At 40.8% G+C, this 24,410-nt stretch carries 22 protein-coding genes and 1 other annotated feature; of the genes, 5 read left to right on the forward strand and 17 right to left on the reverse strand.

The features are described from left to right. Positions 1–25 precede the first annotated feature (25 nt). Positions 26–1,585 carry a glutamine-hydrolyzing GMP synthase gene (guaA, locus tag AWM76_RS06435; RefSeq protein ID WP_039934718.1) on the reverse strand — a complete coding sequence of 520 codons (1,560 nt, stop codon included), beginning with the start codon at positions 1,583–1,585 and terminating at the stop codon, positions 26–28. A 203-nt stretch (positions 1,586–1,788) separates the two neighbouring features. On the opposite strand from guaA, the gene mvk reads away from it, so the two are divergent. From mvk to fni, 4 genes are all read left to right on the forward strand, one after another. Next, positions 1,789–2,787 (forward strand): mevalonate kinase, encoded by a 999-nt coding sequence (mvk, locus tag AWM76_RS06440; RefSeq protein ID WP_003141201.1) that lies wholly within the window; start codon positions 1,789–1,791, stop codon positions 2,785–2,787. A 62-nt stretch (positions 2,788–2,849) separates the two neighbouring features. Next, positions 2,850–3,863, forward strand: coding sequence for a diphosphomevalonate decarboxylase (gene mvaD / locus AWM76_RS06445; protein ID WP_003141200.1), 1,014 nt, complete (start codon positions 2,850–2,852; stop codon positions 3,861–3,863). Beyond that, complete coding sequence (locus AWM76_RS06450) at positions 3,847–5,031, forward strand: phosphomevalonate kinase (protein ID WP_003141199.1); 1,185 nt, start codon at positions 3,847–3,849, stop codon at positions 5,029–5,031. The genes mvaD and AWM76_RS06450 overlap by 17 nt, the downstream gene beginning before the upstream one ends. A 1-nt stretch (position 5,032) precedes the next feature. After that, entirely contained in the window at positions 5,033–6,082 is a 1,050-nt protein-coding gene (gene fni, locus AWM76_RS06455; protein ID WP_039934716.1) for a type 2 isopentenyl-diphosphate Delta-isomerase, read from the forward strand. Between the two features lie 406 nt (positions 6,083–6,488). On the opposite strand, the gene AWM76_RS06460 is transcribed toward fni, so the two are convergent. The 4 genes from AWM76_RS06460 to murB form a co-directional block, all read right to left on the reverse strand. Beyond that, positions 6,489–6,800: an AzlD domain-containing protein gene (locus tag AWM76_RS06460; RefSeq protein ID WP_003141197.1), complete on the reverse strand. Its 312-nt coding sequence runs from the start codon at positions 6,798–6,800 to the stop codon at positions 6,489–6,491. 10 nt (positions 6,801–6,810) lie between these two features. Continuing rightward, positions 6,811–7,521 (reverse strand): AzlC family ABC transporter permease, encoded by a 711-nt coding sequence (locus AWM76_RS06465; protein WP_003141196.1) that lies wholly within the window; start codon positions 7,519–7,521, stop codon positions 6,811–6,813. Between the two features lie 39 nt (positions 7,522–7,560). Then, a complete protein-coding gene (locus tag AWM76_RS06470; protein WP_003141195.1) occupies positions 7,561–9,237 on the reverse strand; it encodes an ATP-binding cassette domain-containing protein in 1,677 nt (558 codons plus the stop codon). 72 nt (positions 9,238–9,309) lie between these two features. After that, positions 9,310–10,245, reverse strand: coding sequence for a UDP-N-acetylmuramate dehydrogenase (gene murB / locus AWM76_RS06475; protein ID WP_003141193.1), 936 nt, complete (start codon positions 10,243–10,245; stop codon positions 9,310–9,312). 227 nt (positions 10,246–10,472) lie between these two features. Here murB and AWM76_RS06480 point away from each other — a divergent pair, with 227 nt between their 5' ends. Further along, complete coding sequence (locus tag AWM76_RS06480; RefSeq protein ID WP_003141192.1) at positions 10,473–10,712, forward strand: hypothetical protein; 240 nt, start codon at positions 10,473–10,475, stop codon at positions 10,710–10,712. Between the two features lie 60 nt (positions 10,713–10,772). Here AWM76_RS06480 and AWM76_RS06485 read toward each other — a convergent pair whose 3' ends face one another. The 12 genes from AWM76_RS06485 to pepV form a co-directional block, all read right to left on the reverse strand. After that, positions 10,773–11,312, reverse strand: a complete 540-nt coding sequence (locus tag AWM76_RS06485; protein ID WP_003141190.1) for a GNAT family N-acetyltransferase — start codon at positions 11,310–11,312, stop codon at positions 10,773–10,775. A gap of 47 nt (positions 11,313–11,359) precedes the next feature. Continuing rightward, on the reverse strand, positions 11,360–11,827 hold the full coding sequence (gene tsaE / locus AWM76_RS06490) for a tRNA (adenosine(37)-N6)-threonylcarbamoyltransferase complex ATPase subunit type 1 TsaE (RefSeq protein ID WP_003141188.1): 468 nt from the start codon (positions 11,825–11,827) through the stop codon (positions 11,360–11,362). Between the two features lie 88 nt (positions 11,828–11,915). Then, positions 11,916–12,029: a helix-turn-helix domain-containing protein gene (locus tag AWM76_RS11230; protein WP_107127078.1), complete on the reverse strand. Its 114-nt coding sequence runs from the start codon at positions 12,027–12,029 to the stop codon at positions 11,916–11,918. 792 nt (positions 12,030–12,821) lie between these two features. Next, entirely contained in the window at positions 12,822–14,162 is a 1,341-nt protein-coding gene (locus tag AWM76_RS06495; protein WP_060779331.1) for an ISL3 family transposase, read from the reverse strand. Positions 14,163–14,303: 141 nt separating this feature from the next. Then, positions 14,304–15,287: a phosphate acetyltransferase gene (gene pta / locus AWM76_RS06500; RefSeq protein ID WP_039936052.1), complete on the reverse strand. Its 984-nt coding sequence runs from the start codon at positions 15,285–15,287 to the stop codon at positions 14,304–14,306. Between the two features lie 157 nt (positions 15,288–15,444). Then, positions 15,445–16,929 carry a gluconokinase gene (locus tag AWM76_RS06505; RefSeq protein WP_003143822.1) on the reverse strand — a complete coding sequence of 495 codons (1,485 nt, stop codon included), beginning with the start codon at positions 16,927–16,929 and terminating at the stop codon, positions 15,445–15,447. 181 nt (positions 16,930–17,110) lie between these two features. After that, entirely contained in the window at positions 17,111–19,540 is a 2,430-nt protein-coding gene (gene pheT / locus AWM76_RS06510; RefSeq protein WP_003143823.1) for a phenylalanine--tRNA ligase subunit beta, read from the reverse strand. A gap of 6 nt (positions 19,541–19,546) precedes the next feature. After that, positions 19,547–20,593: a phenylalanine--tRNA ligase subunit alpha gene (gene pheS / locus AWM76_RS06515; protein ID WP_003143824.1), complete on the reverse strand. Its 1,047-nt coding sequence runs from the start codon at positions 20,591–20,593 to the stop codon at positions 19,547–19,549. Between the two features lie 88 nt (positions 20,594–20,681). Continuing rightward, positions 20,682–20,911, reverse strand: a binding site (T-box leader). 37 nt (positions 20,912–20,948) lie between these two features. After that, complete coding sequence (locus AWM76_RS06520; RefSeq protein WP_003143825.1) at positions 20,949–21,293, reverse strand: winged helix-turn-helix transcriptional regulator; 345 nt, start codon at positions 21,291–21,293, stop codon at positions 20,949–20,951. Next, positions 21,277–21,909 carry an HD domain-containing protein gene (locus AWM76_RS06525; RefSeq protein WP_003143827.1) on the reverse strand — a complete coding sequence of 211 codons (633 nt, stop codon included), beginning with the start codon at positions 21,907–21,909 and terminating at the stop codon, positions 21,277–21,279. Before AWM76_RS06525 ends, AWM76_RS06520 begins: the two co-directional genes overlap by 17 nt. 112 nt (positions 21,910–22,021) lie before the next feature. Further along, complete coding sequence (locus tag AWM76_RS06530) at positions 22,022–22,816, reverse strand: TrmH family RNA methyltransferase (protein WP_003143829.1); 795 nt, start codon at positions 22,814–22,816, stop codon at positions 22,022–22,024. 4 nt (positions 22,817–22,820) lie between these two features. Beyond that, complete coding sequence (pepV, locus tag AWM76_RS06535; RefSeq protein ID WP_003143830.1) at positions 22,821–24,224, reverse strand: dipeptidase PepV; 1,404 nt, start codon at positions 24,222–24,224, stop codon at positions 22,821–22,823. Between the last annotated feature and the right edge of the window lie 186 nt (positions 24,225–24,410).

Here is a 24,410-nt window from a genome sequence, read left to right on the forward strand (position 1 = left end):
CCAATGCTAGTAAGGTCTTTTATTTTTATTCCCACTCGATTGTTGCAGGTGGCTTGCTCGTAATGTCTAAGACTACGCGGTTGATGTGTGCACATTCGTTTACGATACGTTTAGAAATGGTGTCTAATACGTCGTAAGGGATGCGTGCCCATTCAGATGTCATACCGTCGATTGAGGTTACGGCACGTATACCAATTGTGTATTCGTAAGTACGCTCGTCACCCATTACCCCTACTGATTTGAAACCAGGTAGGACTGTAAAGTATTGCCAGATGTCGCCTTCTAGACCTTGTTTTCTAATTTCATCACGTAAGATGAAGTCAGATTCACGAACGACTTCTAGTTTTTCAGGTGTTACTTCACCGATAATACGGATAGCTAAACCTGGCCCTGGGAACGGTTGGCGCCAAACGATTTTATCTGGCATACCTAGTTCTGTCCCTACTGCACGTACTTCATCTTTAAATAAGGTATTTAAAGGTTCGATCAATGAGAAAGTCATGTCTTCTGGTAAGCCACCAACGTTATGGTGAGACTTGATGGTTTGCGCTGTATCTGTACCTGACTCAATAACGTCTGTGTATAAAGTACCTTGCGCTAAATAATCAACGTCTTTAATTTTTTGCGCTTCGTCATCAAATACGTAAACAAATTCGTTACCGATAATTTTACGTTTACGTTCTGGGTCAGATACGCCTGCTAATTTGCTTAGGAAGCGGTCTTCAGCATCTACTTTGATGATGTTTAAACCAAATTTACCACCTAGTGTTTCCATTACTTCTTCCGCTTCGTTTTTACGTAATAAACCGTGGTCTACGAAGATACAAGTTAATTGGTCACCAATGGCTTTTTGTAATAATACACCAACAACAGATGAGTCTACCCCGCCAGAAAGGCCAAGTAATACTTTACCTTCGCCAACTAATTCACGAATTTCTTGGATTTTAATGTCGATGAATTTTTCCATCGTCCATGATCCTTCTGCACCACAGATGTCGAAGACGAAGTTGCGTAACATGTCGTTACCGTGAACTGATGCGCGTACTTCTGGGTGGAATTGGAAACCGTAAAATTGTTTTTCTGTGTTTTCAAAGGCTGCTACTGGACTGTGTTCACCGCGGGCAGTGACTTCAAATCCTGCTGGAATTTCTTCGATACGGTCAGAATGGCTCATTAAAACCAATTCTTCTGCCTCTAATCCTTTAAAAATGGCTGAATCTGTCTTGTCAATGAATAATGGTTGTTGACCATATTCACGTTTATCAGATCGAGCGACTACCCCACCATTTTTAAATGTCATTAATTGCATACCATAGCAAATCCCTAAAACTGGGATACCTAAATCAAATACGGCTTCATCGATTGAAAAAGCACCGTCTGCATACACTGACATTGGACCACCAGATAGGATGATTCCTTTAACATTACCTTTCGCCATGATTTCGTCAGCTGTTAGTTTATGTGATAATAGTTCTGAATAAACGCCTAACTCACGAATACGACGGGTAATCAATTGGTTATATTGACTACCGTAATCAAGTACAATGATTTTTTCAATATCTTGCATTGATTGTTGGACACTCATGTTTTCACTTCCTTTTTCGAATTTCATCTTTATTCTAGCATTTAATATTTGTGATTACTAGGAATTTATCAATGATAATGAAATATTGTTCGGAATCTACCCGGACAATTTTTAATAATTTGCTAAATTTATATTTAATTCGTTTTCAAAGGTGTTGGCCTCTGTAAATATTGTATATAATAGAACAGAATAGGAGTGAAAGTATGAAAAAAGCGACTGGTAAAGCCAACGGGAAAATCATTGTTATAGGTGAACATGCCGTGGTTCATGGGTATCCATCTGTAGCCCTACCCTTCCATGCGGTAGAAATGACAGTGACCATTGAACAGATCCAAACCAATGCTTATTTGGTGAGTGACCTATATGAAGGACCACTCCACCAAGCACCATCTGATTTACAGAACTTGCTAGCTGTTTATGACCAATTGCGGGCGGATTTAATGACCCAAAACCAGCGTCACTGGCTGATCAATATCCACTCATCTATACCTGCTGAGCGTGGTATGGGTTCTTCAGCAGCTATGGCAACAGCTTTGGTCCGCGCTTTCTACAATTACTATGACCTCCCCCTTACAGAAGACCAACTATTAAAATACGTAGACTTATCTGAAAAAATTAGTCACGGCAATCCGTCTGGTTTGGATGCACGCGTAGCTGGTCTTGGTGTCCCTTTGATTTATCAAAAAAATCAACCAATGACGATTGTTCATTTTGAAACCCCTTATTGGTTGGTTGTTGCAGATACTGGTATTCATGGTAACACTAAAAATGCGGTATCAGATGTGGCAGCTGGTTTGAATTCAGCTTTTATTACCCGCCGACAAGCTGTTGAACATAACTTGCGTCAGCTTGGTGAAGCTGCTACGCGCTTCATTGATTTAGTTGAATTAGATTCTGCCAAAATGGCCAATGACCAGTGGTTTACGGCTATTTGTCGCACATTTAAGGAAGCCCACAAGCATTTGCGGGCTTTACAGGTATCCAGCCCCGAACTTGAGGCCGGCGTGACTTTTGCGGAAGCGAATGGGGCCGGCGCAGCCAAGCTAACTGGTGGTGGCCGTGGCGGTTGCTATTTCGCCTTGTGTGACAGCAAGGACAAGGCTGCCCTTTTGGCTAAAGCTTTAAAAACAGAAAATATGGCGGTAGCGAGCTGGGTGGTGCCTTTTAAATCATCACCTTTAGATGATAATGTCGGCGAATAGTGGGCGTAATCTGTAGAAATCGGTTATAATAGGGAAAGAAAATTTTTTGAGGGAGAATCGAGATGTCAGTTTTTCAAGGCGCTTACCGGGCGCACACCAATATTGCATTAATTAAATATTGGGGTAAGGCGAATAAGGACCTGTTTATCCCCACTACATCTAGTTTGTCGCTCACTTTAGACGCTTTGTATACAGACACGCGCGTGACGTTTTCAAATGAATTGGATGCGGATATTTTTTATTTAAATAATCAATTGCGAAATGAGGCAGAGACTGCGAAAATTAGCAAGTTTTTAGATATGTTTAGACAAGAAGCTGGCGTAGACTTGCGGGCTAAAGTAGAAAGTGTCAATCATGTGCCTACTGCGGCAGGCTTGGCTTCTTCTTCATCGGCATTTTCGGCCTTAGCGGCGGCTACTAGACAGGCTTTGAATTTAGAAGATCAAATTTCTGACCAGGCCCTATCAACATTTGCACGACAGGGCTCTGGATCAGCAACCCGGTCCATTTTCGGTGGCTTTGTTGAATGGCAAAAAGGGACGACCAATGAAAACTCTATGGCAGTTGAAATTGACGACGCCAGTTGGGATGTTGGCATGGTCATTATGGCCATTAATACCGCTGAGAAACGGGTTTCTTCTCGTGAAGGGATGGCCCATACCATGCAGACGTCCCCTTTCTACCCTGAATGGGTCCGTCAAAACATGATCGATTTAGAACGGATTAAAGCGGCCATTGCCAAGCAAGATTTTCAATTGATGGGTGAAATCGCTGAAGCCAACGCCATGCGGATGCATGCAACAACTATGGCTTCTGATCCGTCATTCACCTATTTCGAACCTGATACCATTAAAGCCATTCAAGCAGTCCAAGATTTACGCGCGACTGGTGTGTTGGCTTACTATACAATTGACGCTGGACCGAACGTGAAAGTTTTATGTAAAGCGAGCCAGATGGACGAGGTGGAAGCCTTTTTTGCAGAACGGTTTAAAGATATGAACTTTATCCAAACAACTGCTGGACCTGGGATTAAACCCTTAGATAGATGGGAGTATGACGATGGCGCAATCTTATAATGATAGCACGATAATCCATACGAATAACGATACAGACGCCATCAAGGTGGCCGTACCGGGGAAATTATTCCTTGCGGGCGAATATGCAGTGGTGAGTTCTGGCCAAGCTGCCTTATTAACGACTGTTGACGCCTTCTTACACCTCACTTTAGAGGTAAATTCTGGGCAAAATGGCTACTTAATCACCAACCAGGCTGACCATCCAATTGCTTGGACCTACGACGTCAATGGACAAGTCGTTTCTAACGACCCAGAAGCTGGAGAATTCCCACTAATTTGGCAAGCCTTGCAAACTGTGACGGCATATGCGGAAGCAACCGGCATGAAATCGGCAGCGACACCAGATTACTTTGATTTGAAAATTCAGTCTGACTTGGACGCGGCTGACGGGACTAAATATGGTTTAGGATCATCTGGTGCCATCTCAGTGGCTGTCGTTTCAGCCTTATTGAAATTCTACAAATTAGACCAGGATATTACGGAATCGCAGTGGGTCTACCGGGTCTTTAAACTGGTCGCAATTACCCAAGCGCAATTGGGTATGGTAGGATCACTTGGAGATGTCGCAGCCAGCACCCAAACTGGTGTCATCTACTACCAAAACTTTGACCGGGAATGGTTTGACCAACAAGCCAAGTCAACTGGACAAGAAATCCATGCTTTAATCGAAGAATTTTGGCCCGAGTTGATGATTGAACAATTGCCCGTTGACCCAGACTGGACTTTATCCCTAGTTTGGTCTAAAGAAAAAGCATCGACTGAAGACTTATTAAAAATGGTAGCCCACCATATTTCTGAACGAGAACTAGAAGAAGTCATGACCAGTTTTAAACAATTGGCCAAACGGCAAGTTTTAATGGCTAAGGCAGCCATCCAAATGAATGAATGGTCTTTATTCAAATCAGCGATTAAAGATAATTTCGACAATATTTTAACCTATACCCAAACATTGAATAAGCCTTATTTGACCAAGTCCTTTAAGAAAGCATTGAAGTTAGTCACATCAGAAAAAACCGTCGCCAAAATTTCTGGGGCGGGAGCTGGAGACTGCGCCTACGCAATTTCTAGTCAAGCTGATGAGGCCAGAGCCATCCAAGGCTTATGGCGAGAAAACGACCTAGTCGTTCTTCCCTTCGCTTTCTGGCAAAGAAATGAACAGGAGAGATAGTATGAACCGTAAAGATGCCCACGTGCACAATGCTGAAATGCAATACCAAACAGCGCCAACCGATTTTGAATCTGTCCGCTTTGTCCACCCATCCCTGTCCCACCAAGAATTCAATAATATCGACTTGTCGACCACTTTGTTTAAGCAACAGTTTGACCGTCCTTTCTATATTAATGCTATGACTGGTGGGTCTGAATGGACCAAAAAAATTAATGGTATGTTCGCTGAAGTGGCTCGTGAATGTCATTTACCAATGGCTTCAGGATCCGTTTCTGCAGCCTTAAAAGACCCTTCTGTAGCAGATTCTTTTACCATTATTCGTGATGTAAATCCCAATGGTTTCTTGATGGCCAATGTCGGCGCTGATAAGACCTTAGAGGATGCCAAAAGAGCAGTCGATTTATTAGACGCTGATGCCTTACAAATTCACTTGAATACGGCTCAAGAAATTGTCATGCCTGAAGGCGACCGTGATTTCAGAAAACTAGAAGATAATATCGTCGCTATCGTTGAAAAATTAGACCGTCCTGTCATGGTCAAGGAAGTTGGCTTTGGTATGTCATACCAAACCATGCACCACCTACAAAGTCTAGGCGTCAATACCATCGATGTCTCAGGTACTGGTGGAACGAATTTCGCTAAAATCGAAAACGCCCGCCGTGAACACCAAGAGTTCGCCTACATGGCTGACTGGGGTCAATCAACCGTTATTTCATTATTAGAGGCACAACCTTTGATGAGCCAGACGGCCATCGTTGCTTCTGGTGGGATTAAAGACCCCATGCAAATGATGAAGGCCCTTGCCCTAGGCGCATCTGCCGTTGGTATGTCAGGTCAATTCCTGCATTCGGTCCTTGGTGAAGGCGTAGACGCTACGATTGAAATGGTTAAGTCTTACGACGAACAATTGCGCTTGTTGATGATGGTATTGGACTGCCAAAACCTGAACGAACTGCGTGACACAGACTTAATGATTACCGGCAAACCTGCCGAATGGTCAAGACTCCGCCGAATCAATATCGAATACTTCGCCTCAAGAAGCCAGAATTAAGATAAGGATGTGAAAAATGTCGTTTAGACTCGTAACAGTGGAAGAAATAAATGTAGTGATGGTACATCACGCAACTTATTTCTGAAGTGGCACGAGTCTGACATTTTGAGCTCGACTACAAGGTGCGAGAGCCCCTTTATAAAAATGCGATACAAATATCACTTCAATTTAAATAATCACCAAAAAGTGCCCAATCAACAGGAGGAGGCACTTTTTTTGCATGCACCTTTTTATTAGGCTGCCCATATTTATATCAGCCGAGCCGAAACAAAAGGGCTACTTTCACCCCCTACAATTTTAGACAAAGGATTGTTGGATTTAGCCAAATGACGAGAGTAAAAAAGACCATGGCCCTCGAGTCACGGTCTGAGGCTAGCTTGGAATCGCTATACCCTTTTTCAAAAAATTATAAGAAGATGTATAAAATGGCGATAGTGCCGACGCCGGCGATGATGGTTTTGATGATGTCTTTAAACCGGTAGGCGACGAACAAGGACACGAGTGCTGGTATCAGTTTGATGTTCTCCAGTGGGTTGAGGTTGAAGTGGCTTTCCCAGAAAAATATGTCGGTGAAAATCATTGCGGTAAAAATGATAACGGGTAGGTAAGCCATTGTTTTGTATACCATTGGAGAAATTTTGCTGTTACGCATAACGAGTGCTGGTACGACGCGCATGGCGGTGCACAGTAAGCCGAGTGTTACTACGAATAATGTCATGATACCCCTCCTATGTTACACGGTTATTTTCTTGACGTTTTAAGAAATAGAATACGACCGATAAGGCGATGGCTGTGGCCATAATAATCACATAAGATGATTGGAAAATAGTCATCAAGATGACGGCAATCACACCGGTGAATAGCATGGTGTTGAGCATCATGCGGTTATTTAGGTTCGGGACAAGAATGCCGATAAACATAGCAACCATGACAAAGTTTGAAATGACATCAGGAATTTGAATGAAGAAACCAAACAAGGCACCTGAAGCGGTAAATAGGATCCAGGAAGTCCATGTTGCAGTGGCGACGAATAAGGCATCGTTAATGGCCCATGGTTTCTGTGGATTGTTATCCTGCAGTTTTAATATATTGATGGCGTAAGATTCGTCTGCTGTCATGTAGCCTAACCAAGCGACCTTAAAATTGGGCGCTTGGTTTAAGTATGGGCCAAAAGACACACTATACAAGGCTTGGCGGGAACTTAATAATAGTACTGAGATAAATACTTCCATTACACCAGCATTTTGTGCAATCAGGGCTGCTGCCACAAATTGCGAGGAGCCCCCAAACACTAGACTGGACATCAGCACAACCTGCCACCAGGTTAAGCCGGCATCAGCGAGTAGTAACCCACAAGCTAAACCAACTGGTAGATACGCCACGATAATAGGGATTGATAGCTTGATTCGTTCGGACTTAGCGTCCACTGTTTCTTCCATTAAACACCCTCCCTTATGTTTGATTAAAGTCACACCTAACTAACGGTTAACTTCTCTATGATAATCCATAAATTTTTTGATGAAATTGTAAGGATCGATTAAACCGATTTGACGGGCAAAGATATATAAATTTGATTCCCGTAAGAAGGCTCTCTGGATTAAACGGTAATCCGTGGCGATTCGAATAGGTTGGGTATCCGCGATTAATTCGCCCTCGGATAACACCCAAGCATGACGAGTAAATTCTAATACTAGGTCCGTGTTATGGGTGTTGATGATAATCGCAATTTCTTGTTCTTGGTTAATTTGATATAGGTACTGCATGAATTCATTATAATGATGGTAGTCTTGGCCTTCAGAAGGCTCGTCAATAATTAATAGTGATGGCTTGTTGATTAAGGCAGACGACAACATAATTCGTTTTTGTTGGCCAAAGGATAACTGGCCAATTCGTAGTTCAGCAGCATAAATCAAACCCGTTCGTTTTAAGGAATCTCGAATGACTTCTTCTGCTTCTTCCGCGGAGTAATTACAATTAGCGGCAATCCCATTCAGATAGTCTTTCACAGTGAAATCCAGGATGGATTGATCGATATTTTGTTGGATATAGACTGTTTCCTGCTTCATTTGACATAGGTTATCGTCAGTGACTTCTTCACCTAACCAAGTCATCGTGCCCGAATCCGGGCGGATGTTTCCGTCCATCATTTGACCCAGCGTGGACTTACCCGACCCATTTTTCCCGACAATGGCAATCATGTCACCCTTGAAAACTTGAGTGGAAATATTGCGCAAGGTGGGCCGGTCCCGCCATGGATAAGTGTAGGATACATTATCAAGGGTCAGAATGGATTCATCACTACGTTTTTGGACGAAATTTGGTACGGTCATCAGCCAGGATTCAATGGTTCGTTTTAGGTCTGGACCATGTATATAATTGACATTTGATATGTTACGGACCTTTTCTAAAGGATAGCCGGTATAGCGAATCGCCGATACATAGGATGGCTCGCCAATACCTAAACTGTTCAGAATATTCCGTTTTAATAATTTCTCTGAATCCCCATCAAAAATAACCCGACCTTCGGAAAGAACAATGACGCGGTCAACTGGACGGTATAAAACTTCTTCAATCCGGTAATCAACCATGACAATCGTCGCGTCAGTATTATGGTGAATATCATCTACTAAATCGATGAAAATTTGCCCAGCGCGGGGTGCTAAGTTCGCTAAAGGCTCATCAAAAATAAAGACGGATTGCTCATAGTTGACGTTATTGACAAAATTTTGAATGTCTCTTTGTCCTTCTGAAAGACGCTCTATACTTGTATCTGCTTCGGTTGGGTGTTCAAGGATACGGTGCTTTAATTCTTCCGAAAAATTAGGGATATAATCACTTGACCGCTTGCGCTTGCCGTTTTCTTCTAGGGTTTCCTCCAAGTGATGGTCGACCGCATCAGCCATAGCTGTTGCGTCCATAGTTTCCATTTCTAGGTCGAAATTGATAATCTCTCCTTCAATAGTCCCTTGAAATTCGTCGGTCGCTAATTTTCCACGTAGGGCGCGTACTAGGGTGGATTTACCTGAGGCATTAGCCCCGATGATCAACACTTTTTCACCGCGATAGAATGTTAGATTGATATTTTTCAATGCCCGTCTACCTGCACCCTCGTAGGTAAACGACATATTTTTAAATTGTATCCAAGGATTGGACATAAATCCATGCCCCTTTCAATAATATTTACGTGCGAATGGTTATATGAATCCTATCAAATAGCTGGCGAATCCCTAATTGCCGAAAGCAGCATCCACTGTATCGTATTTAGACCGTTTACCTAAAATACGCACTTCTGGTTCTAGGGCTACCTTATTCAGGTCCCAAATCACTTCTTGAATATGGTGGATCATGTTAATATAGTCAGTTGCCGTAGCACCACCCACGTTGATGATGAAACCAGCATGTTTTTTCGAAATTTGTGCACCACCAATAGTGTAGCCTTGTAATCCAGCTTCCTGGATCAGTTTCCCTGTAAAATGGCCTTCTGGTCGCTTGAAAACAGATCCGCATGATGGATACTCTAACGGTTGCTTGGATTCACGAAGGTAAGTCAGCTCATCCATTTTAGCTAAAATGGATTTTAGGTCGCCCTTCTTCAATTTAAAACGGGCTTCAACCACAATGTCACCTGTTTCTTGTAGGTCAGAATGTCGGTAAGAGAGATTTAGATCTTCGTTCTTCAAAGTGTACATACGTCCAGCTTTTGTGACCACGTCCACTTCAACTAGGACTTCAGAAATTTCGCCGCCATATGCACCTGCGTTCATATACACAGCGCCACCAGTGGATCCTGGGATACCACAAGCGAATTCAAAACCAGTCAAGCCTTCAGCACCTGCCGAACGACTCACATCGATGATTTTAGAGCCAGCGCCAGCTTTAATGTGCGTACCGTCAATTTGGATATGATCCATTTCAGTCAGCATCAAGACAACTCCTGACACACCTTCATCTGAAATGATTACGTTTGACGAATTACCAAGAACTAAAATTGGTTCGTGGGCTTTATTGGCAAAACGAACAAGTGCTTGGATTTCTTCTGGGGTCTCTGGGAAAATTAAAACATCCGCTGGTCCACCCGTTTTTGTATAGGTATAGTTATTTAATGGTTCGTTGAATTTTATCGTTGATTGGGGAAATGCTTTACGCAAATCGTTTAAAAACATGGTAAATTACCCTTCCTGGTAATATATTTAGCAATAATAAAAAAACAGCAAAAATTGCTGATAAACTGCTAGTTAAATCTAATTCATAATAACATATTTTAACGCATTTTTACATTAGGTTAAAGGGTTTGTGTGGCAGATTCGTTAACATTCTCTTAAAAACGTGTTATAGTATTATTTTAATTAGTGACAAATTGTCCCAACCTTTAATACGAAAGGACCTCTCTATGAATAAAATCAGACAAAATGCCTTAATGATGCTCGCTTTAACCTTTATCTACGCAGGTTTGCAGATTGCCCGTCCTGCAGCGGACTTAGCTTGGTCAAACATCTCACTATCAATCATTATTCCAATTATTGCCATGGTTTTCGCCTTTAATGAAAAAGACAATAAATGGCGTTGGTCCCTTGTAACAATTGAAGTCATGCTATTAATTGTAATGATCGCTATGGCCATTCTAAAGTAGTATATGAATTTTAAAAGGTCGAGACTGAAATGGTCTCGACCTTTTTGCTATGCGATATACTTATGCTTGGTCTTGGTTTTCGACTGCTAAGCCCATCATGACTAAATCATGGAAGGCATTATCATGATAAATCCCTTTAGGGGTTACACCAATTTCTTCAAAACCAAATTTTTCATACAAGCCAATGGCCCGCATATTATCTTTAGATACTTCTAAACGTAAGTAACGTAAGATATCATTTTCTGTTGCCCAGTCAATCATATCTTCCATCATGACACGGGATAAACCCAGTCCCCAGAATCGACGTAGGATGGAAATGCCTAGTTCACCCATATGTGCCACTTTAGCATGTTGTTCTGCCCCAATGCTTGCAACACCAATAATATCATCCCCTAATCGTGCAATTAATACACGATTATTCAACACTTCTTGTAAAGATTTCAAATAACGGGTTTCTTGTTCTTGGTTAATCCCTAAGCCTTCTTCACCGAATGAAAGGAAGTCAGTTTCGCTACCCACTTCCTTGTAGAAGTCTAATAAGGCTTTTGCATCTTTAGGCATAGCATCTGCTAGCGTAATTTCTAATTGTTCTTTTTTCATATTGTCTCAATCCTTCTATGTGACTACTCGTAAAATTGGCTGTTAGCTTAAGCGAGGTCAGCCACTACCCCATCATACAATGCTTGTCCACGCGGGCCTTCATAGGTTAAGGTTACCTCACGACTGGTTTCAGAACTTGCAGTTAAGGTTATCCAAAGATAATCTTTAGGTAAATCTTCAGCTACAAATTGAGGCCATTCGATAATGGTCACCCCATCGCCGTTAAGATAATCTTCTAAACCGACACTATCTGAGCCTGTTTCTTCTAATCGATACGCATCCATGTGGTATAAAGGGATGTCGTTGTCTTCATATTCGCGAATAATCGTGTAAGTCGGGCTTTTAATGGCTTGATCAATACCTAAAGCCTTGGCAAAGTATTTGGTGAAAGTGGTTTTGCCCGCTCCTAAATTGCCTTCCAAGCAAATAATGTCCCCTGCTTCCACTTGGTTGGCTAATTTTTGGGCAAAAACATCTGTATCAGCCTCACTCGCCCATTCAATTGTATAAGTCATATGACACCTTCTCTCCCTTATAATATCTCCACTTACTTTACTAAAAAATCAAAAAGACTACAAGATTCAAGCATTCTTTCTTCATTTTTCAAAGCTGTTTCGATGTTAATCTCCCTTTCCCATTGAATAAATTTGAGACATGTTTTTGACTGAAACCCATCCTTTTGGCAAATGCTCCTTGAGACATATCCATGTTAACCATTAATACCTTACGCCTTTCTACTGGAGGTGTCACTTTGCACCATATTTTTCCGATATCAACCTAAATGGCTGTATAATATCCTTGTTGTATTGGTCTTTTCTATTCCCTTTTAATAGATGAAAGTGCCCAAACTATTTTTGATTTCTTTGACACTACCAACCGTTTTTAATTCTCTGATTCTACGCATCAGTACCATAACAAACTCATCACCTTGGACGCAGGTTGCCTTCGCATGATTCGTGCAAACCTGTTCGATCAATGGGTTTTTGTATCTTAAATCCAGAATATTACCCCATGCCTATGTTATCTTACCCCCATTATAAAATAAAGCCTCCTAGAGATTGGAATATTTTAACCTATTAGGTAAAAAATATTTTCCTCTTCCCATACAAAAAGAGAAACAGCAAAAAAAGCCATTCCTCTTTCAATATTGCTTTATTTATTGGTTCTTTTACAAATAGTGTTGGTAAATAATTTCAAAGCACACGAATACGTTTTTTAGTTTTTAATAATAATTAAGAAATCAATAAAGTTAAAGCCATGCACGCTGTGATGTGTTTGGCTTTTTACTTGCCTTTAGGCAAGGGAAGTGACCAATGAGATAACATTTCTAACAAATGGTGTTTTATCCTTCAGTGTACGTTCCTTAAAAGCCGTGGCACCAATGAGAGCCAAGGTCTCTCTACTTTGAAATCGAGCCTTAGTCTCGATTTCATGCTTGTTCACGGCTAAGGACGTATACTTTCAGTCCTCTTTATTCTCTTTATTCAAAAATATACCACTATCCCTGGGTTAACTTGCTATCCCCTCAAATGTATATGGTTTAGGATTGGATGGTTTGTAATTTAATTTGAATTGGACTAAAATTCTTGCACGTAAATGATGGAAGTTCGAATATCCAAAACCTGTTCGTTTAATTAATTTAATTTTATTGTTAATACCTTCGGTAGGACCATTTGATACAGTATATTTTAAGGCGTTGTGTATATAAGGCAAGAATTTGACTAATGTTTTGATGGTTCTTCTCGTACGACTTGGCAAAGTGTGGTTCTTAGTCCCATGTAAGATTTCATTAAAAATATTGATATCATGAGTTGAAATGGCATATTTTAATTCATTCATCAGGGTATAAGTAACTAAAAGTTCGTGTGAGATACTCAAAAGATAATCAACAATACGTTGTTCTGATATTGCTTCACCAAATTGACGAACATAATGTGTATCCGTGAAATTTAAATCTTCAGCATTCTTTAACAACAATTTCCATTGTTTTTTGAGTTTTTTGTAGTCCGATGGACGGCTTGTTTTGATAGCATTCATCACTTTAATACGAATAGAATTGATTGTTTCATTCAACAGCTTTACTATATGGAATCGATCAATGACAATCTTCGCATTAGGGAAACATGTGCGAATGACCTCTAGATAAGGTGTATATAAATCAATCGAAACTGTCTTCACGCTGTTTCGGGCAGTCCAGGTAAAAGAAGAAAAGTAATCGATGAGCGACGCTTGTTTTCTATCAACGACAATATCAATTAGCCTTCTATTATGCGTGTCCACAAGGACAGCACTCATTGCATTGGCTACACGATTAGTCGATTTAAACTCATCTACACCGAGGTGATTCGGGAGATAATTTCCCTTAGGTGATAGTCCCATACTTGCTTTCATTAAAGTTCTGGCCACTGTTGGAGAAGAGACATGATAACGTTTAGCGATTAACCGCATAGATTGCGTTTCAATCAATTCGGAGCTAATTTGACTTTTAATGGTTTTAGAAATACAGCAAAATTTTTCAACTAATGGTGTTTCAGCGATAAAAGTTTGTGCACAGTGTTTACAATAAAAGCGTTGCTTCTGTAATTTAAGTAAAACAGGATTAGTAGCTGTGTTCGGTAATCTAATGATAGCTGGTTTAAAGCCATGTTTGATGATATCTTGATTACCAGTATTCTTTACACCACAGTGCATACAAGCCTTAGGCTTGTACGTAAGAACCCCATGTAAAACGAAATGATTTATTTCATGATACTTTTCAAGTGGCAACAGATGCATAGATTTTGGTATTGTAATATCGATATTATTGTCGAAAATACCGCAGAGTTGTTTTATAATAGATGTATGGGACATGATCTTTCCTTCTTTCTGTATTCGTCGTAGTTTACATGCATTAAGGATATCATGTCCTTTTTGCGTACACAAAAATAGTGTCAATGAGATTCAACATGAAATCTCACCAACACTATTTATTATAGAACCTATTTATTCGCTCTAATCATCTAAGATGGCTTGGTTAGCTGTGATGATAGCTAACTTGTAAACATCTTCTTCTACACAACCACGTGAAAGGTCTGAAATAGGTTTCGCCATACCTTGTAAGATTGGGCCGATTGCTTCAAAGTTACCCAAACGTTGTGCAATCTTGTAGCCAATGTTACCTGATTGGATTTCTGGGAATACAAATACTGTTGCTTGACCAGCAACGTTTGAATCTGGTGCTTTTTGTTTTGCTACTGCTTCTACAAAAGCCGCATCAAATTGTAATTCACCGTCAATTTCAAATTGTGGTGCTTTTTCTTTCGCAAGACGTGTTGCTTCAGCAACTTTCTCTTGCTCTGGGGATTTTGCTGACCCTTTAGTTGAGAAGCTTAATAAAGCAACTTTTGGATCAATGTCAAACATCGCAGCTGTTTTAGCAGATTCAACGGCAATTTCAGCTAAACCTTCTGCATCCGGGTTAATGTTGATTGCACAGTCAGAGAATAAGTATTTCTCTTGATCTCGGCCACGCAACATGATGAAGGCACCTGATGTAGATTTAACGCCTGGTTTTGTTTTAATAATTTGTAAGGCTGGACGAACTGTGTCACCTGTTGAATGACGGGCACCTGATACTAAGGCATCACATAGACCGTGGTATACCAACATCGTACCGAAGTAGTTTTTATCGCGTAAAATTTTACGTGCTTGTTCTTCAGTAGCTTTACCTTTACGGCGTTCAACAAAAGCTTCAACCATTTCGTCGAATGCATCGTAGTTGTTTGGATCAATAACTTCAATTTTATTGATATCAAAGCCACGATCATGCGCGATTGCTTTTAATTCTTCTGGGTTACCTAATAAAACCGGTTCAAGAATCCCTTCAGCTTTCAAACGCACAACAGCTCCTAGAATACGCTCATCATACCCTTCTGGGAAAACGACACGCACATTTTTATCTTGGATCTTGGCCTTTAAGCTATCAAACATATCCATTTTTAACATTCCTCCTCAGAAATTTAAAACGCTTACTATCCTTATTTTACACAATTCCGAAACATTTGTCATAACAAATACTGCAAAGATGTGCCGACATTACATAGCAGACGCTCAATCAATTATTCGCCCAATTTTGAACGCAAATATGCTGTTTTTAATACAAAATCGTTTTCGTTATTTGGTCAGCAAAGTCTGCGTATTTTTGATACATCAAAAATTTTTCTTTGTATTTGTCAGCCATTTGTCCATCTGGCGTTTTAGTTGTAAATGACAAGTCTTGCCATAAGTTAGGCCCTTCTACAAGCACACCGGCCCCAATCAAGCTTGCATCGTCATTTGAAACATATTGCAAGGTTATCCCCATAATATTTGCGATCCATTGCCCTATTTTAGGGTCCTTAAATATTTTTCCGTTTACCTGAATCATTTTTTGTTCTAAATCAACGGTCTTAAAGACCATATCCACCACTTGGCGAATTTCAAAAAAGACCCCTTCAAAGACAGCTTTAGCCATATCCAACTGGCTCGTGTGCCCTTGAATCCCTTTAAATTCAGCTTGTAAGTAGGCATTCCAATACGGCGCTCTTTCTCCGTTTAAGAATGGCAAGAAATAAGGGCCGCTAGCTGAAAAATCATGTACCAAAAGCGTGGCTAACATATCTGAAAAAGATTCCCCTCTAGCCCTAAAGCCAAATTGTTGATGACACCAGTCTAATGCGTTGCCGGCGTTATTAACTGGCCCACCGACGATATAATGGGGTTGGTCGTCCGCGATATAGGTGAAAATCCGGCCACTTTCATGCAAGGACAATTGGTCAGTTAAGGTCCGGACAGCTGCTGAGGTCCCAAAAGATAAAACGAATGGGCTAAGTTCATGGTCCCCTTGAATGGCGTAGGCTAAATTAGATAGGTTGGCCAAGGCGCCGTCAGTTGATCCTGATAGTATGTGGAAGTTATCAGCTAACCCTAAGGCCTTGATAAAGTTAGTTTTTACAGGCAATTCTTTGGTTGAATCGACTAATTTCGGCAATTGGTTTTCAGTCAGGCCGACCACCTTTAGTAAGTCTTTTGACCAAGTATTTTGGGCTAAATTCATCAGCCCCATAGCAGATGCCGTTGCCCTATCAATCACAAATTCTCCCGTTAACTGACGGATAATATAGGCCTTGATGTCCATAAATACGACTGTTTCATCTGTAAATAATGCCGGACGGTCCTGGTTTAGATAAGCTAATTTCACAAACGGGTTCATGGCATGGATTGGCGTCCCTGATTCAGCGAAAAAGGCGGCCGCTAGACCTGATGCTTGCATTTCCTGCGCCACATGCTTGGCCCGCAAATCTGCCCAAGTCATGGTGTTTTGCATAATGTCACCTGCTTCATTCATTGCAAGCAAAGCATGCATTTGGCTTGAAAATATTAAAGTGTTGACCCAGGGGTACTTGGCTTGCATTGCTTTAAGTAAATCCACGAATTGTTGGAAAACGACTAGCGGATCGCTTTCATGCTTGCCCTCGCTATCTCGTTGAATGTAATTGCGGGCTTCCATAGTATCCAATACCCGGTATGGGGTTTCCATCAAGGCAAATTTTAAGTTGGTGGTGCCAAGGTCGGCGACGAAATATTGAAAGTATTGCATGATAATTCCTACTTTCTAAATGCATTTATTTTCTTCTGGAAAAAGCTTGATTATCGAAAGCGATTTTTCAAAAGGCATACGATACCTCTATTTAACCACAAAAACGCAATGAAGCCACGATTAAAGTTAACCGGACGTCATTGCGCTTGTGCTAGTTTATTCAAGTGTTCTCAGCTAAATACTAACGGATTTCAGCTGATAATTCGTTTGTTAACGCTTCAGTGATACGAGCAACATCATTCGTTACTTCTTCATCTGTTAAAGTGGCTTGTGGGTTCAAGTATTTCAAGCTGTAAGCAAGTGATTTCTTACCATCTTCAATATTTTCACCTTGATAAACATCAAAGATTTCGATATCGACTAAGATGCCACCTTTAGAAGCTTTTTGAATAGTTTTCACAACATCCGCATTCGATACTTGGTCAGACACAAGGAAAGCGATATCCCGGTCAGAACCAGGGAATTTAGGGATTGTTGATTGTTTCACATCTACTTTTGGTAAGGCGTAAATTTCATCTAATGAAATTTCAAATACCAAGGTATCTTTCAAGTCATGTTTGTCAGCAACACTTGGGTGTAATTGCCCAATGTAACCTAATTCAACACGTTCGTCAGATTGACCAACTGCATAAATTTTGGCGGTACGGCCTGGATGCATATCTGCCAATTCAGACGTTGCTTCAAATGTTACGGCCACATCAAGGTTGAATGAATCTAAAATGCTTTCAACTACACCCTTCATGTCGTAGAAATCAACAGCTTTCGCTTGGTGACTCCAAGTTTTCGCTTGTGCGTTACCTGTCCAAACAGCAGCTAAATGTGTTTCATCAACGGGTAGGTCAGCGTCGGCCCATTTGAAGACACGGCCTGATTCAAAAATAGCGACATCAGAAGTTTTACGGGCTACATTGTATTGAACAATTTCAAGTAAGGCACTTAAAAGATTTGTCCGCATGAAACGACGGTCATCTGACATTGGGAAGTCAAGCGCAACTGGTTTCGCGTTCGCCATTTCCAATACCGTTTGATTGTCCCCAATTAATGAGTAAGCAATCACTTGGTTAAACCCTTCAGCCAACATTTGATTATTGGTACGACGTTTGAAAGCTTGCCAGTCAGTAAGTCCCATATTTTGTGCGTTAACAGCCGGTAAGCGAGAAGGAATTTTATCATAACCATAAATTCGTGCAATTTCTTCAACTAAGTCAGCTTGAATGCTAATATCCCAGCGACGAGATGGTACAGAAACAGTGAATTCGTCGCCGTTACCCGCTACTTCAAATTGTAATTGCTTGAAGATTTGTTGGATGTCTTCATAAGATAAGTCCATCCCCAAACGTTTGTTAACGTAAGCTAGGCTAGTGGTGACTTGAACTGGGGTTAAGTCGATGGCAGATACACGTTCAGAGCCTTCTACCACTTCACCCTTGGCTAAGTCAGCAATCATTTCAGCTGCAAATGCACCTGATTCAGCAACTGTTGCCTTGTTAATACCACGTTCATTACGCATAGATGATTCAGAATGCAAGCCATTACGACGAGCCGTCTTACGAATATGGATTGGTTCAAAGTTGGCTGCTTCAATCAATACATTTGTTGTATTTTCATCGATTTCAGTATCTAACCCACCCATGACACCAGCTAATGCAATTGGTTTTTCACCATCAGTAATGACGATATCTGAATCTAGTAAGGGACGGTCCACTTCATCAAGCGTGACGATCCGTTCGCCCTCTTTAGCTAGACGCGTTTCGATTACCTTATGGTCTAATTTATCATAGTCAAAGGCATGTAATGGTTGGCCATTTGCTAGTAAAACGTAGTTAGTGATATCTACTACGTTATTAATTGGACGGATGCCAGCAGCCATTAATCGTAATTGTAGCCATAATGGTGAAGGTTCAACAGTGACATTTCTCACCAAGAAAGCATTGTACTCAGGCACTAATTCAGTGTCTGCAACTTTCAAGTCAATCGCACCTGCTAAATCTTTACCCTCATATTTGGTGATATCTGTGTAGTCAAAGTTTGGTTGACGGTTGTAAACAGCCGCTAATTCCCAAGCTACACCACGCATAGAGAAGGCATCTGCACGGTTTGGTGTAATATCTAATTCAATGATTGGGTCATCTAATTTTAGGTATTCTACAATATCCATACCAGCTGGTGCTTCTTCAGGTAAGACCATAATGCCGTCAGCGTATTCTTTAGGAACGACACTGTTTGAGAAACCAATTTCTTCAAGTGAACAAATCATCCCTTGAGAAACTACACCACGCATTTTACCTTTTTTAATTTTCACATTACCCGCAATACGAGAGTTTGGTAAGGCAACGATCACCTTTTGACCTGCAGCCACATTTGGCGCACCGCAGACAATTTGGAAAGGCTCATCTTCGCCCACTTCAACAGTCGTAATCGACAGGTGGTCAGAATCTGGATGTGGTTCGCAAGTTAATACGTGGCCCACAACAATTTTCTTCAAGCCAGTACCTAAGGCATTCACGCCGTCAACCTCAATACCAGTACGTGACATACGTTCCCCAATATCTTGCGGATTCAAGTCAGCAAGATCGATAAATTCATTTAACCAATTATATGATACTTTCATTTATTGCTACCCCTCTTCCGTAAATTGTTTTAAGAATCGTAAATCATTTTGGTAAAAATGACGAATATCATCAATACCATATTTCAACATAGCCACACGGTCAGGTCCTAAACCAAAGGCAAAACCAGTGTATTCAGTAGAATCAATACCAGCCATCTCAAGTACTGAAGGATGCACCATACCACCACCTAGGATTTCAATCCAACCAGATTGTTTACAGATGTTACAGCCAGCGCCACCACATTTGAAACAAGTAACATCAATTTCAACAGATGGCTCAGTGAATGGGAAATAAGACGGACGTAAACGCACTTCAGTTTCTTCCCCAAACATATGACGGGCAAACAATTCTAAAGTCCCTTTTAAGTCAGCAAGTGACACATTACGGTCAACAACCAAACCTTCAATTTGATGGAATTGGTGTGAATGCGTCGCGTCATCATCATCACGGCGGTATACTTTACCAGGTGAGATCATTTTTAATGGGCCCGCCTCAAAGTCGTGGGCGTCCATCGCACGTGCTTGTACTGGTGACGTATGGGTACGTAATAAGACCTCGTCGTTTATGTAGAAAGTATCTTGCATGTCACGCGCTGGGTGGTCTTTCGGTAAGTTCATGCGTTCAAAGTTATAGAAATCAGATTCAATTTCAGGCCCTTCAACCACTTCGTAACCCATGGAAATAAACAAGTCTTCAATTTCTTCCATGACTTGTGTCAGAACGTGCTTAGTTCCTGTTGTTGGTTTTTCACCAGGTAAAGTAACGTCAATTGCTTCCGCTTGTAATTGGGCTTCTAAAGCTGCTGCAGAAAGTAAGGTTTCTTTTTCGCTTAACTTGCCCTCAGCTTTTGCTTTCAATTCATTGGCGTAAGCACCAACTTTTGGACGCTCTTCTGCTGATAAATCACGCATACCGCGTAGGGCTTCCGTAATAGGACCCTTTTTCCCTAAATATTTCACACGAACAGCTTTAATATCAGCTAGTGATTGTGCTGTATCAATTTCTTCCATGATTTGGTTTTCAATGGCTTTTAAATCATCGATAATTTGCATTTTTCCATCTCCTGACTTTTATCCTTTTATGAGTGTTCCTAAAAATGAGTAACTAGACCAACAAAAAAAGGTCTTTCATCCCCCTAAAAAAAGGGACGAAAGACCGTGGTACCACCCTGATTCCGGTATAGTTAGTCCATACCAGCACTCATTGATCGTTTTAACGGGTCGACCGGACCTGCTTTCAAATAGCACAGCTATTCTCCCGCAAGCCTACTCAAGAAGTGAAAATATTTTAACTATGTAGGTAAGATTCCCAGCGCCACTTACTCTCTAGACTACATATTGTTAAAAATTGTCTTCTGTTAATGTAATTTCTCTTTATATTTTAGCGTTTTCGGCCGTTTTGTCAACCTTATTCGGCTAGCTCAACCCATTCATCTGCCCAACGATGTAAATTGTTGAAGATTTTTTGTAAGTCTTGGCCTTTTTCTGTCAATGTATAAACCGTGACGATATGACCATTCGTTTCTGACTCTTCTTTCTGCACAATACCTTCTTCAGTTAATTCCCGTAATCTTTCAATTAATACACGGTCGGAGATACCGTTAATTGAGTCACGTAATTGACCGAATCTTAGTGGTGTTGCCAGTAATACTTCAATAATTAAGCTGTTCCATTTTTTACCAATCACTTTGCAAGCATGTTCCATCTTACTACACATTACCGGTAAGTCTGCTTGTTTAATGGTAATTTCCATCTTGATCAATCTCCTCTTGCGTTTCTACTAATTCTTCCTTTTCTTCTAATGAGACATCTTTACTACTTGTGGCAGCAAGCGCTGGAATAACCAATTTACCGACGAAGTTCCTAAAAGATTTCATCATTTGTCTCTGTGATAAGTTGGCTAAACTCGGTTTTACAAAGTCTTCAGTTGCAATATATTTATCCACGAAAGTGATCACATAGGACTCTTTGTAGCGAGGAAAATGTGGGGTTGCGAGCCACATGTGTTTTAAAATGATATCTTCTTCAACAGATGATAAATCCGTCACTACCCGAGCATTCATTAAGGCAATTTTAGGATGGTTCCTAAGATGAGACCCTTTAGAAAAAGTGACTTCCCCTGGTCTATAATAAAATAAATCATGTAGTAAACCGGCACGTGCACAAGCCTTGTAATTCCAACCTAGCGCCTTAGCCACTTTATAGGCCATATAAGATACTAGATAAGAATGGGTCAAGCGATTGCCGTGGACATGTTGCTTAAAATAAGCCAAGTCCGTAACGAAGGGATGATCCTTAATATCCGCTATGATTTGCATATACTCTTGATCGTCTTCCCAAAAATAATGTGCTTGCGCTGTCACGTTCATCACCCTTTTCCAACAAAATTCACTACTTTCAATTGATTTCTACATGCTAACTTAATGCATTGCAAGGCTTGCGGCAAATACAATCATGTCTTGCCATTGAGAAGAAAATGATTTAGTCTTGGATGGGAAATTGATACATGACTATCGCCCCAGCAACTGCAACATTCAAAGATTCAGCTGAACCAGACATGGGGATATATAAAGCCGCATCTGCTAATTGACTAGTTGTTTGACTTACACCGTTACCTTCATTTCCCATAACCAAGGCCCATTTCCCTTTCGATTTTAAATCAAAGGCGTTACTTGCTTTCGCTTGGTTGTTTAGTTCTGTTGTTGTAATAAAATAGCCAGCCTCTTGTAATTGTGGAATGACTTCTACCAAGTCAACCTCATAAGTATTCACTGCAAAATGACTACCTTGCATAGATCTAAGTACCTTATCATTATATAAGTCAACCGTACCCAATCCTAATAAGACATCACGGTAACCAAAGGCGTCCGCTGTTCGGATTAAGGTGCCTAAGTTTCCAGGATCTTGCACTTGATCTAAAATCAGTAAGCCTTTTGTCAATTGGTCAATATCCAAAGACTTAGCTTGCGGTATGTTGGCTACTGCGAAGATATCTTGGTGGTGATCTGTTTGGCTTAGTGCCTTGGCCACTTCAGGTGTTACCTGTGTCAGCGGCAAATCAGCTTTTAAAGCTTGTATTTGCATCACATTTTGATGGCTACTTTCAGGCACATAGTAAATCATTTGAATCTCTGCATCCGCCTTGACGGCCATCTCTACAAGATGTGGCCCTTCCAGCAAATACTGGCCTGCTTTTTTGCGGCCTTTACGGGTAAAAAGTTTCTTTAATTCTTTAATCTGTTGATTTTGAACAGATGAAATTAAGCGTTCTACCATAGGTTTATGCGTTTTCTGGCTTAATCAATTCGTAAATGGCTTCAGCGTAAATAGCTGCTGATTTCATTAAGTCACGAACCGCAAAGAATTCATTGGCTTGGTGCATAGTGTCTACTGAATCTGGGAATAATGCACCAAAGGCTACACCACGTTTGAGTAAACGGCCATAGGTTCCCCCACCGATTGAACGTTCTTGCCCTTTTTCGCCTGTTTGATTTTCATAAACAGCTAGTAAAGTTTGCACCAAAGGATCATCTGCTGGTACGTAATGCGGTACTTTATTGGTTTTCGTACCATCTACAAAGCTGTAGTGGTAAGTTTCTCCGTGGGCCGCAAATGTTGCATCAATTTCACTGTATTCTTTACCACGTGGTACACGAATATTTAAGACAGTGTATAATTTGCCGTCTTCTTCGCCAACCAAACCTGGGTTTACAGTCACTTTACCCATAATTTCATCTTCATGGGCAATACCTAATTTTTCACCATTAAAGTCTAAATGTAATAGGTCACCTAAGAATTTCAATAGGTCATCTTGGGCTAAATCATCGTCTAATTGTAATAATAATTTAGATAAATATGTTGCCGCATTATATCCAACACTTGGATTCATTGCGTGAACGCCTTTACCTTCAACAGTAATTGCCGTTGCATCAGCGTCTGGACTTACAATGATTGTGATTTCTGGATTAGCTGCTTGGAAATCGGCAACGATTTGGTTGACATCAGAGGTCAATCCAGTCACAACTGCATGTGCTTCACCCGGTACCATATTTTCACGAAGACCACTTTCAAATGAAAGTAATTTTTCAGAACGACGGTCGAATATTAGCTTAGCTGAGTACATCCCTTTTTCCCCATTAATAATTGGGAAGTCCGCGTCTGGAGAGAAACCAAAATCTGGTTCTTCTTCTACTTCGAAGTAACGGGTTACACCTTGCCATTCACTTTCTTCGTCAGTACCAACGATGAAACGAACACGTTTCTCAACTGGTAATCCTAATTCTTTGATGACTTTCAAACCGTAGTAGGCAGCCATTAAAGGACCTTTATCGTCTGAAGCACCACGGGCATAGATGCGGTCGTTGATAATTTCGGGTTTGAATGGATCAGTATCCCATTTATCGTCTACTGGAACAACGTCTACGTGGGCTAAAACACCAAGCGTTTCATCGCCTGTACCGAATTCAGCATGACCTGCAAGGTTATCGACGTTTTTAGTTGTGAAGCCATCGCGTTCAGCAATCTTCAAGAAAGTTTCTAATGCCTCTTTAGGGCCAGGTCCAACAGGTGCCTCTGCACTTGCTTTACTGTCGTCACGCACACTGTTTACGCTTAATAATGTAAATAAGTCATTGATTAAGTCATCTTTACGATTGTTGATTTCTTCTTGCCAATTAATTGTCATTTAGAATCCTCCTAGAATTTTATACATATCTATATTTTAGCACAGATTTGACGATAACTCACATAATACAACTAACAAATTGTAAGGGTGCGAGCTTTGGCGCTCAGGCAGGTAACACTGGAAGGAATATGCCGTAGCAAGTTTACTTGCTGCAAATATTCCTGAAGTGGAGACCGGACTGCCAAA

The organism is Aerococcus viridans (assembly GCF_001543285.1).
In the GTDB taxonomy this organism is placed as follows: domain Bacteria; phylum Bacillota; class Bacilli; order Lactobacillales; family Aerococcaceae; genus Aerococcus; species Aerococcus viridans.

Excerpts from the sequence above, each read along its gene's own strand:
- AWM76_RS06520 (WP_003143825.1), bottom strand. The coding sequence starts at position 21,293 with ATGGAAATTACCATTAAACAAGCAGACTTACCGGTAATGTGTAGTAAG.
- AWM76_RS06505 (WP_003143822.1), bottom strand. The coding sequence starts at position 16,929 with ATGCAATACTTTCAATATTTCGTCGCCGACCTTGGCACCACCAACTTA.
- AWM76_RS06530 (WP_003143829.1), bottom strand. The coding sequence starts at position 22,816 with ATGGTAGAACGCTTAATTTCATCTGTTCAAAATCAACAGATTAAAGAA.
- pta (WP_039936052.1), bottom strand. The coding sequence starts at position 15,287 with ATGGATATGTTTGATAGCTTAAAGGCCAAGATCCAAGATAAAAATGTG.
- AWM76_RS06470 (WP_003141195.1), bottom strand. The coding sequence starts at position 9,237 with ATGTCCAATCCTTGGATACAATTTAAAAATATGTCGTTTACCTACGAG.
- pheS (WP_003143824.1), bottom strand. The coding sequence starts at position 20,593 with ATGCAAATTATCGATGATTTAAAAGCCATTGAAAACCAAATCATGGAA.
- guaA (WP_039934718.1), bottom strand. The coding sequence starts at position 1,585 with ATGAGTGTCCAACAATCAATGCAAGATATTGAAAAAATCATTGTACTT.
- murB (WP_003141193.1), bottom strand. The coding sequence starts at position 10,245 with ATGTTTTTAAACGATTTGCGTAAAGCATTTCCCCAATCAACGATAAAA.
- mvk (WP_003141201.1), top strand. The coding sequence starts at position 1,789 with ATGAAAAAAGCGACTGGTAAAGCCAACGGGAAAATCATTGTTATAGGT.
- pepV (WP_003143830.1), bottom strand. The coding sequence starts at position 24,224 with ATGACAATTAATTGGCAAGAAGAAATCAACAATCGTAAAGATGACTTA.
- tsaE (WP_003141188.1), bottom strand. The coding sequence starts at position 11,827 with ATGACTTATACAATTGAATGGGCGAGTGAGGCTGATACAGATGTTTTT.
- AWM76_RS06450 (WP_003141199.1), top strand. The coding sequence starts at position 3,847 with ATGGCGCAATCTTATAATGATAGCACGATAATCCATACGAATAACGAT.
- pheT (WP_003143823.1), bottom strand. The coding sequence starts at position 19,540 with ATGAAAGTATCATATAATTGGTTAAATGAATTTATCGATCTTGCTGAC.
- AWM76_RS11230 (WP_107127078.1), bottom strand. The coding sequence starts at position 12,029 with ATGGTTAACATGGATATGTCTCAAGGAGCATTTGCCAAAAGGATGGGT.
- AWM76_RS06460 (WP_003141197.1), bottom strand. The coding sequence starts at position 6,800 with ATGACATTATTCGTAGTAACACTCGGCTTACTGTGCACCGCCATGCGC.
- AWM76_RS06525 (WP_003143827.1), bottom strand. The coding sequence starts at position 21,909 with ATGAACGTGACAGCGCAAGCACATTATTTTTGGGAAGACGATCAAGAG.
- fni (WP_039934716.1), top strand. The coding sequence starts at position 5,033 with ATGAACCGTAAAGATGCCCACGTGCACAATGCTGAAATGCAATACCAA.
- mvaD (WP_003141200.1), top strand. The coding sequence starts at position 2,850 with ATGTCAGTTTTTCAAGGCGCTTACCGGGCGCACACCAATATTGCATTA.
- AWM76_RS06485 (WP_003141190.1), bottom strand. The coding sequence starts at position 11,312 with ATGAAAAAAGAACAATTAGAAATTACGCTAGCAGATGCTATGCCTAAA.
- AWM76_RS06480 (WP_003141192.1), top strand. The coding sequence starts at position 10,473 with ATGAATAAAATCAGACAAAATGCCTTAATGATGCTCGCTTTAACCTTT.
- AWM76_RS06495 (WP_060779331.1), bottom strand. The coding sequence starts at position 14,162 with ATGTCCCATACATCTATTATAAAACAACTCTGCGGTATTTTCGACAAT.
- AWM76_RS06465 (WP_003141196.1), bottom strand. The coding sequence starts at position 7,521 with ATGGAAGAAACAGTGGACGCTAAGTCCGAACGAATCAAGCTATCAATC.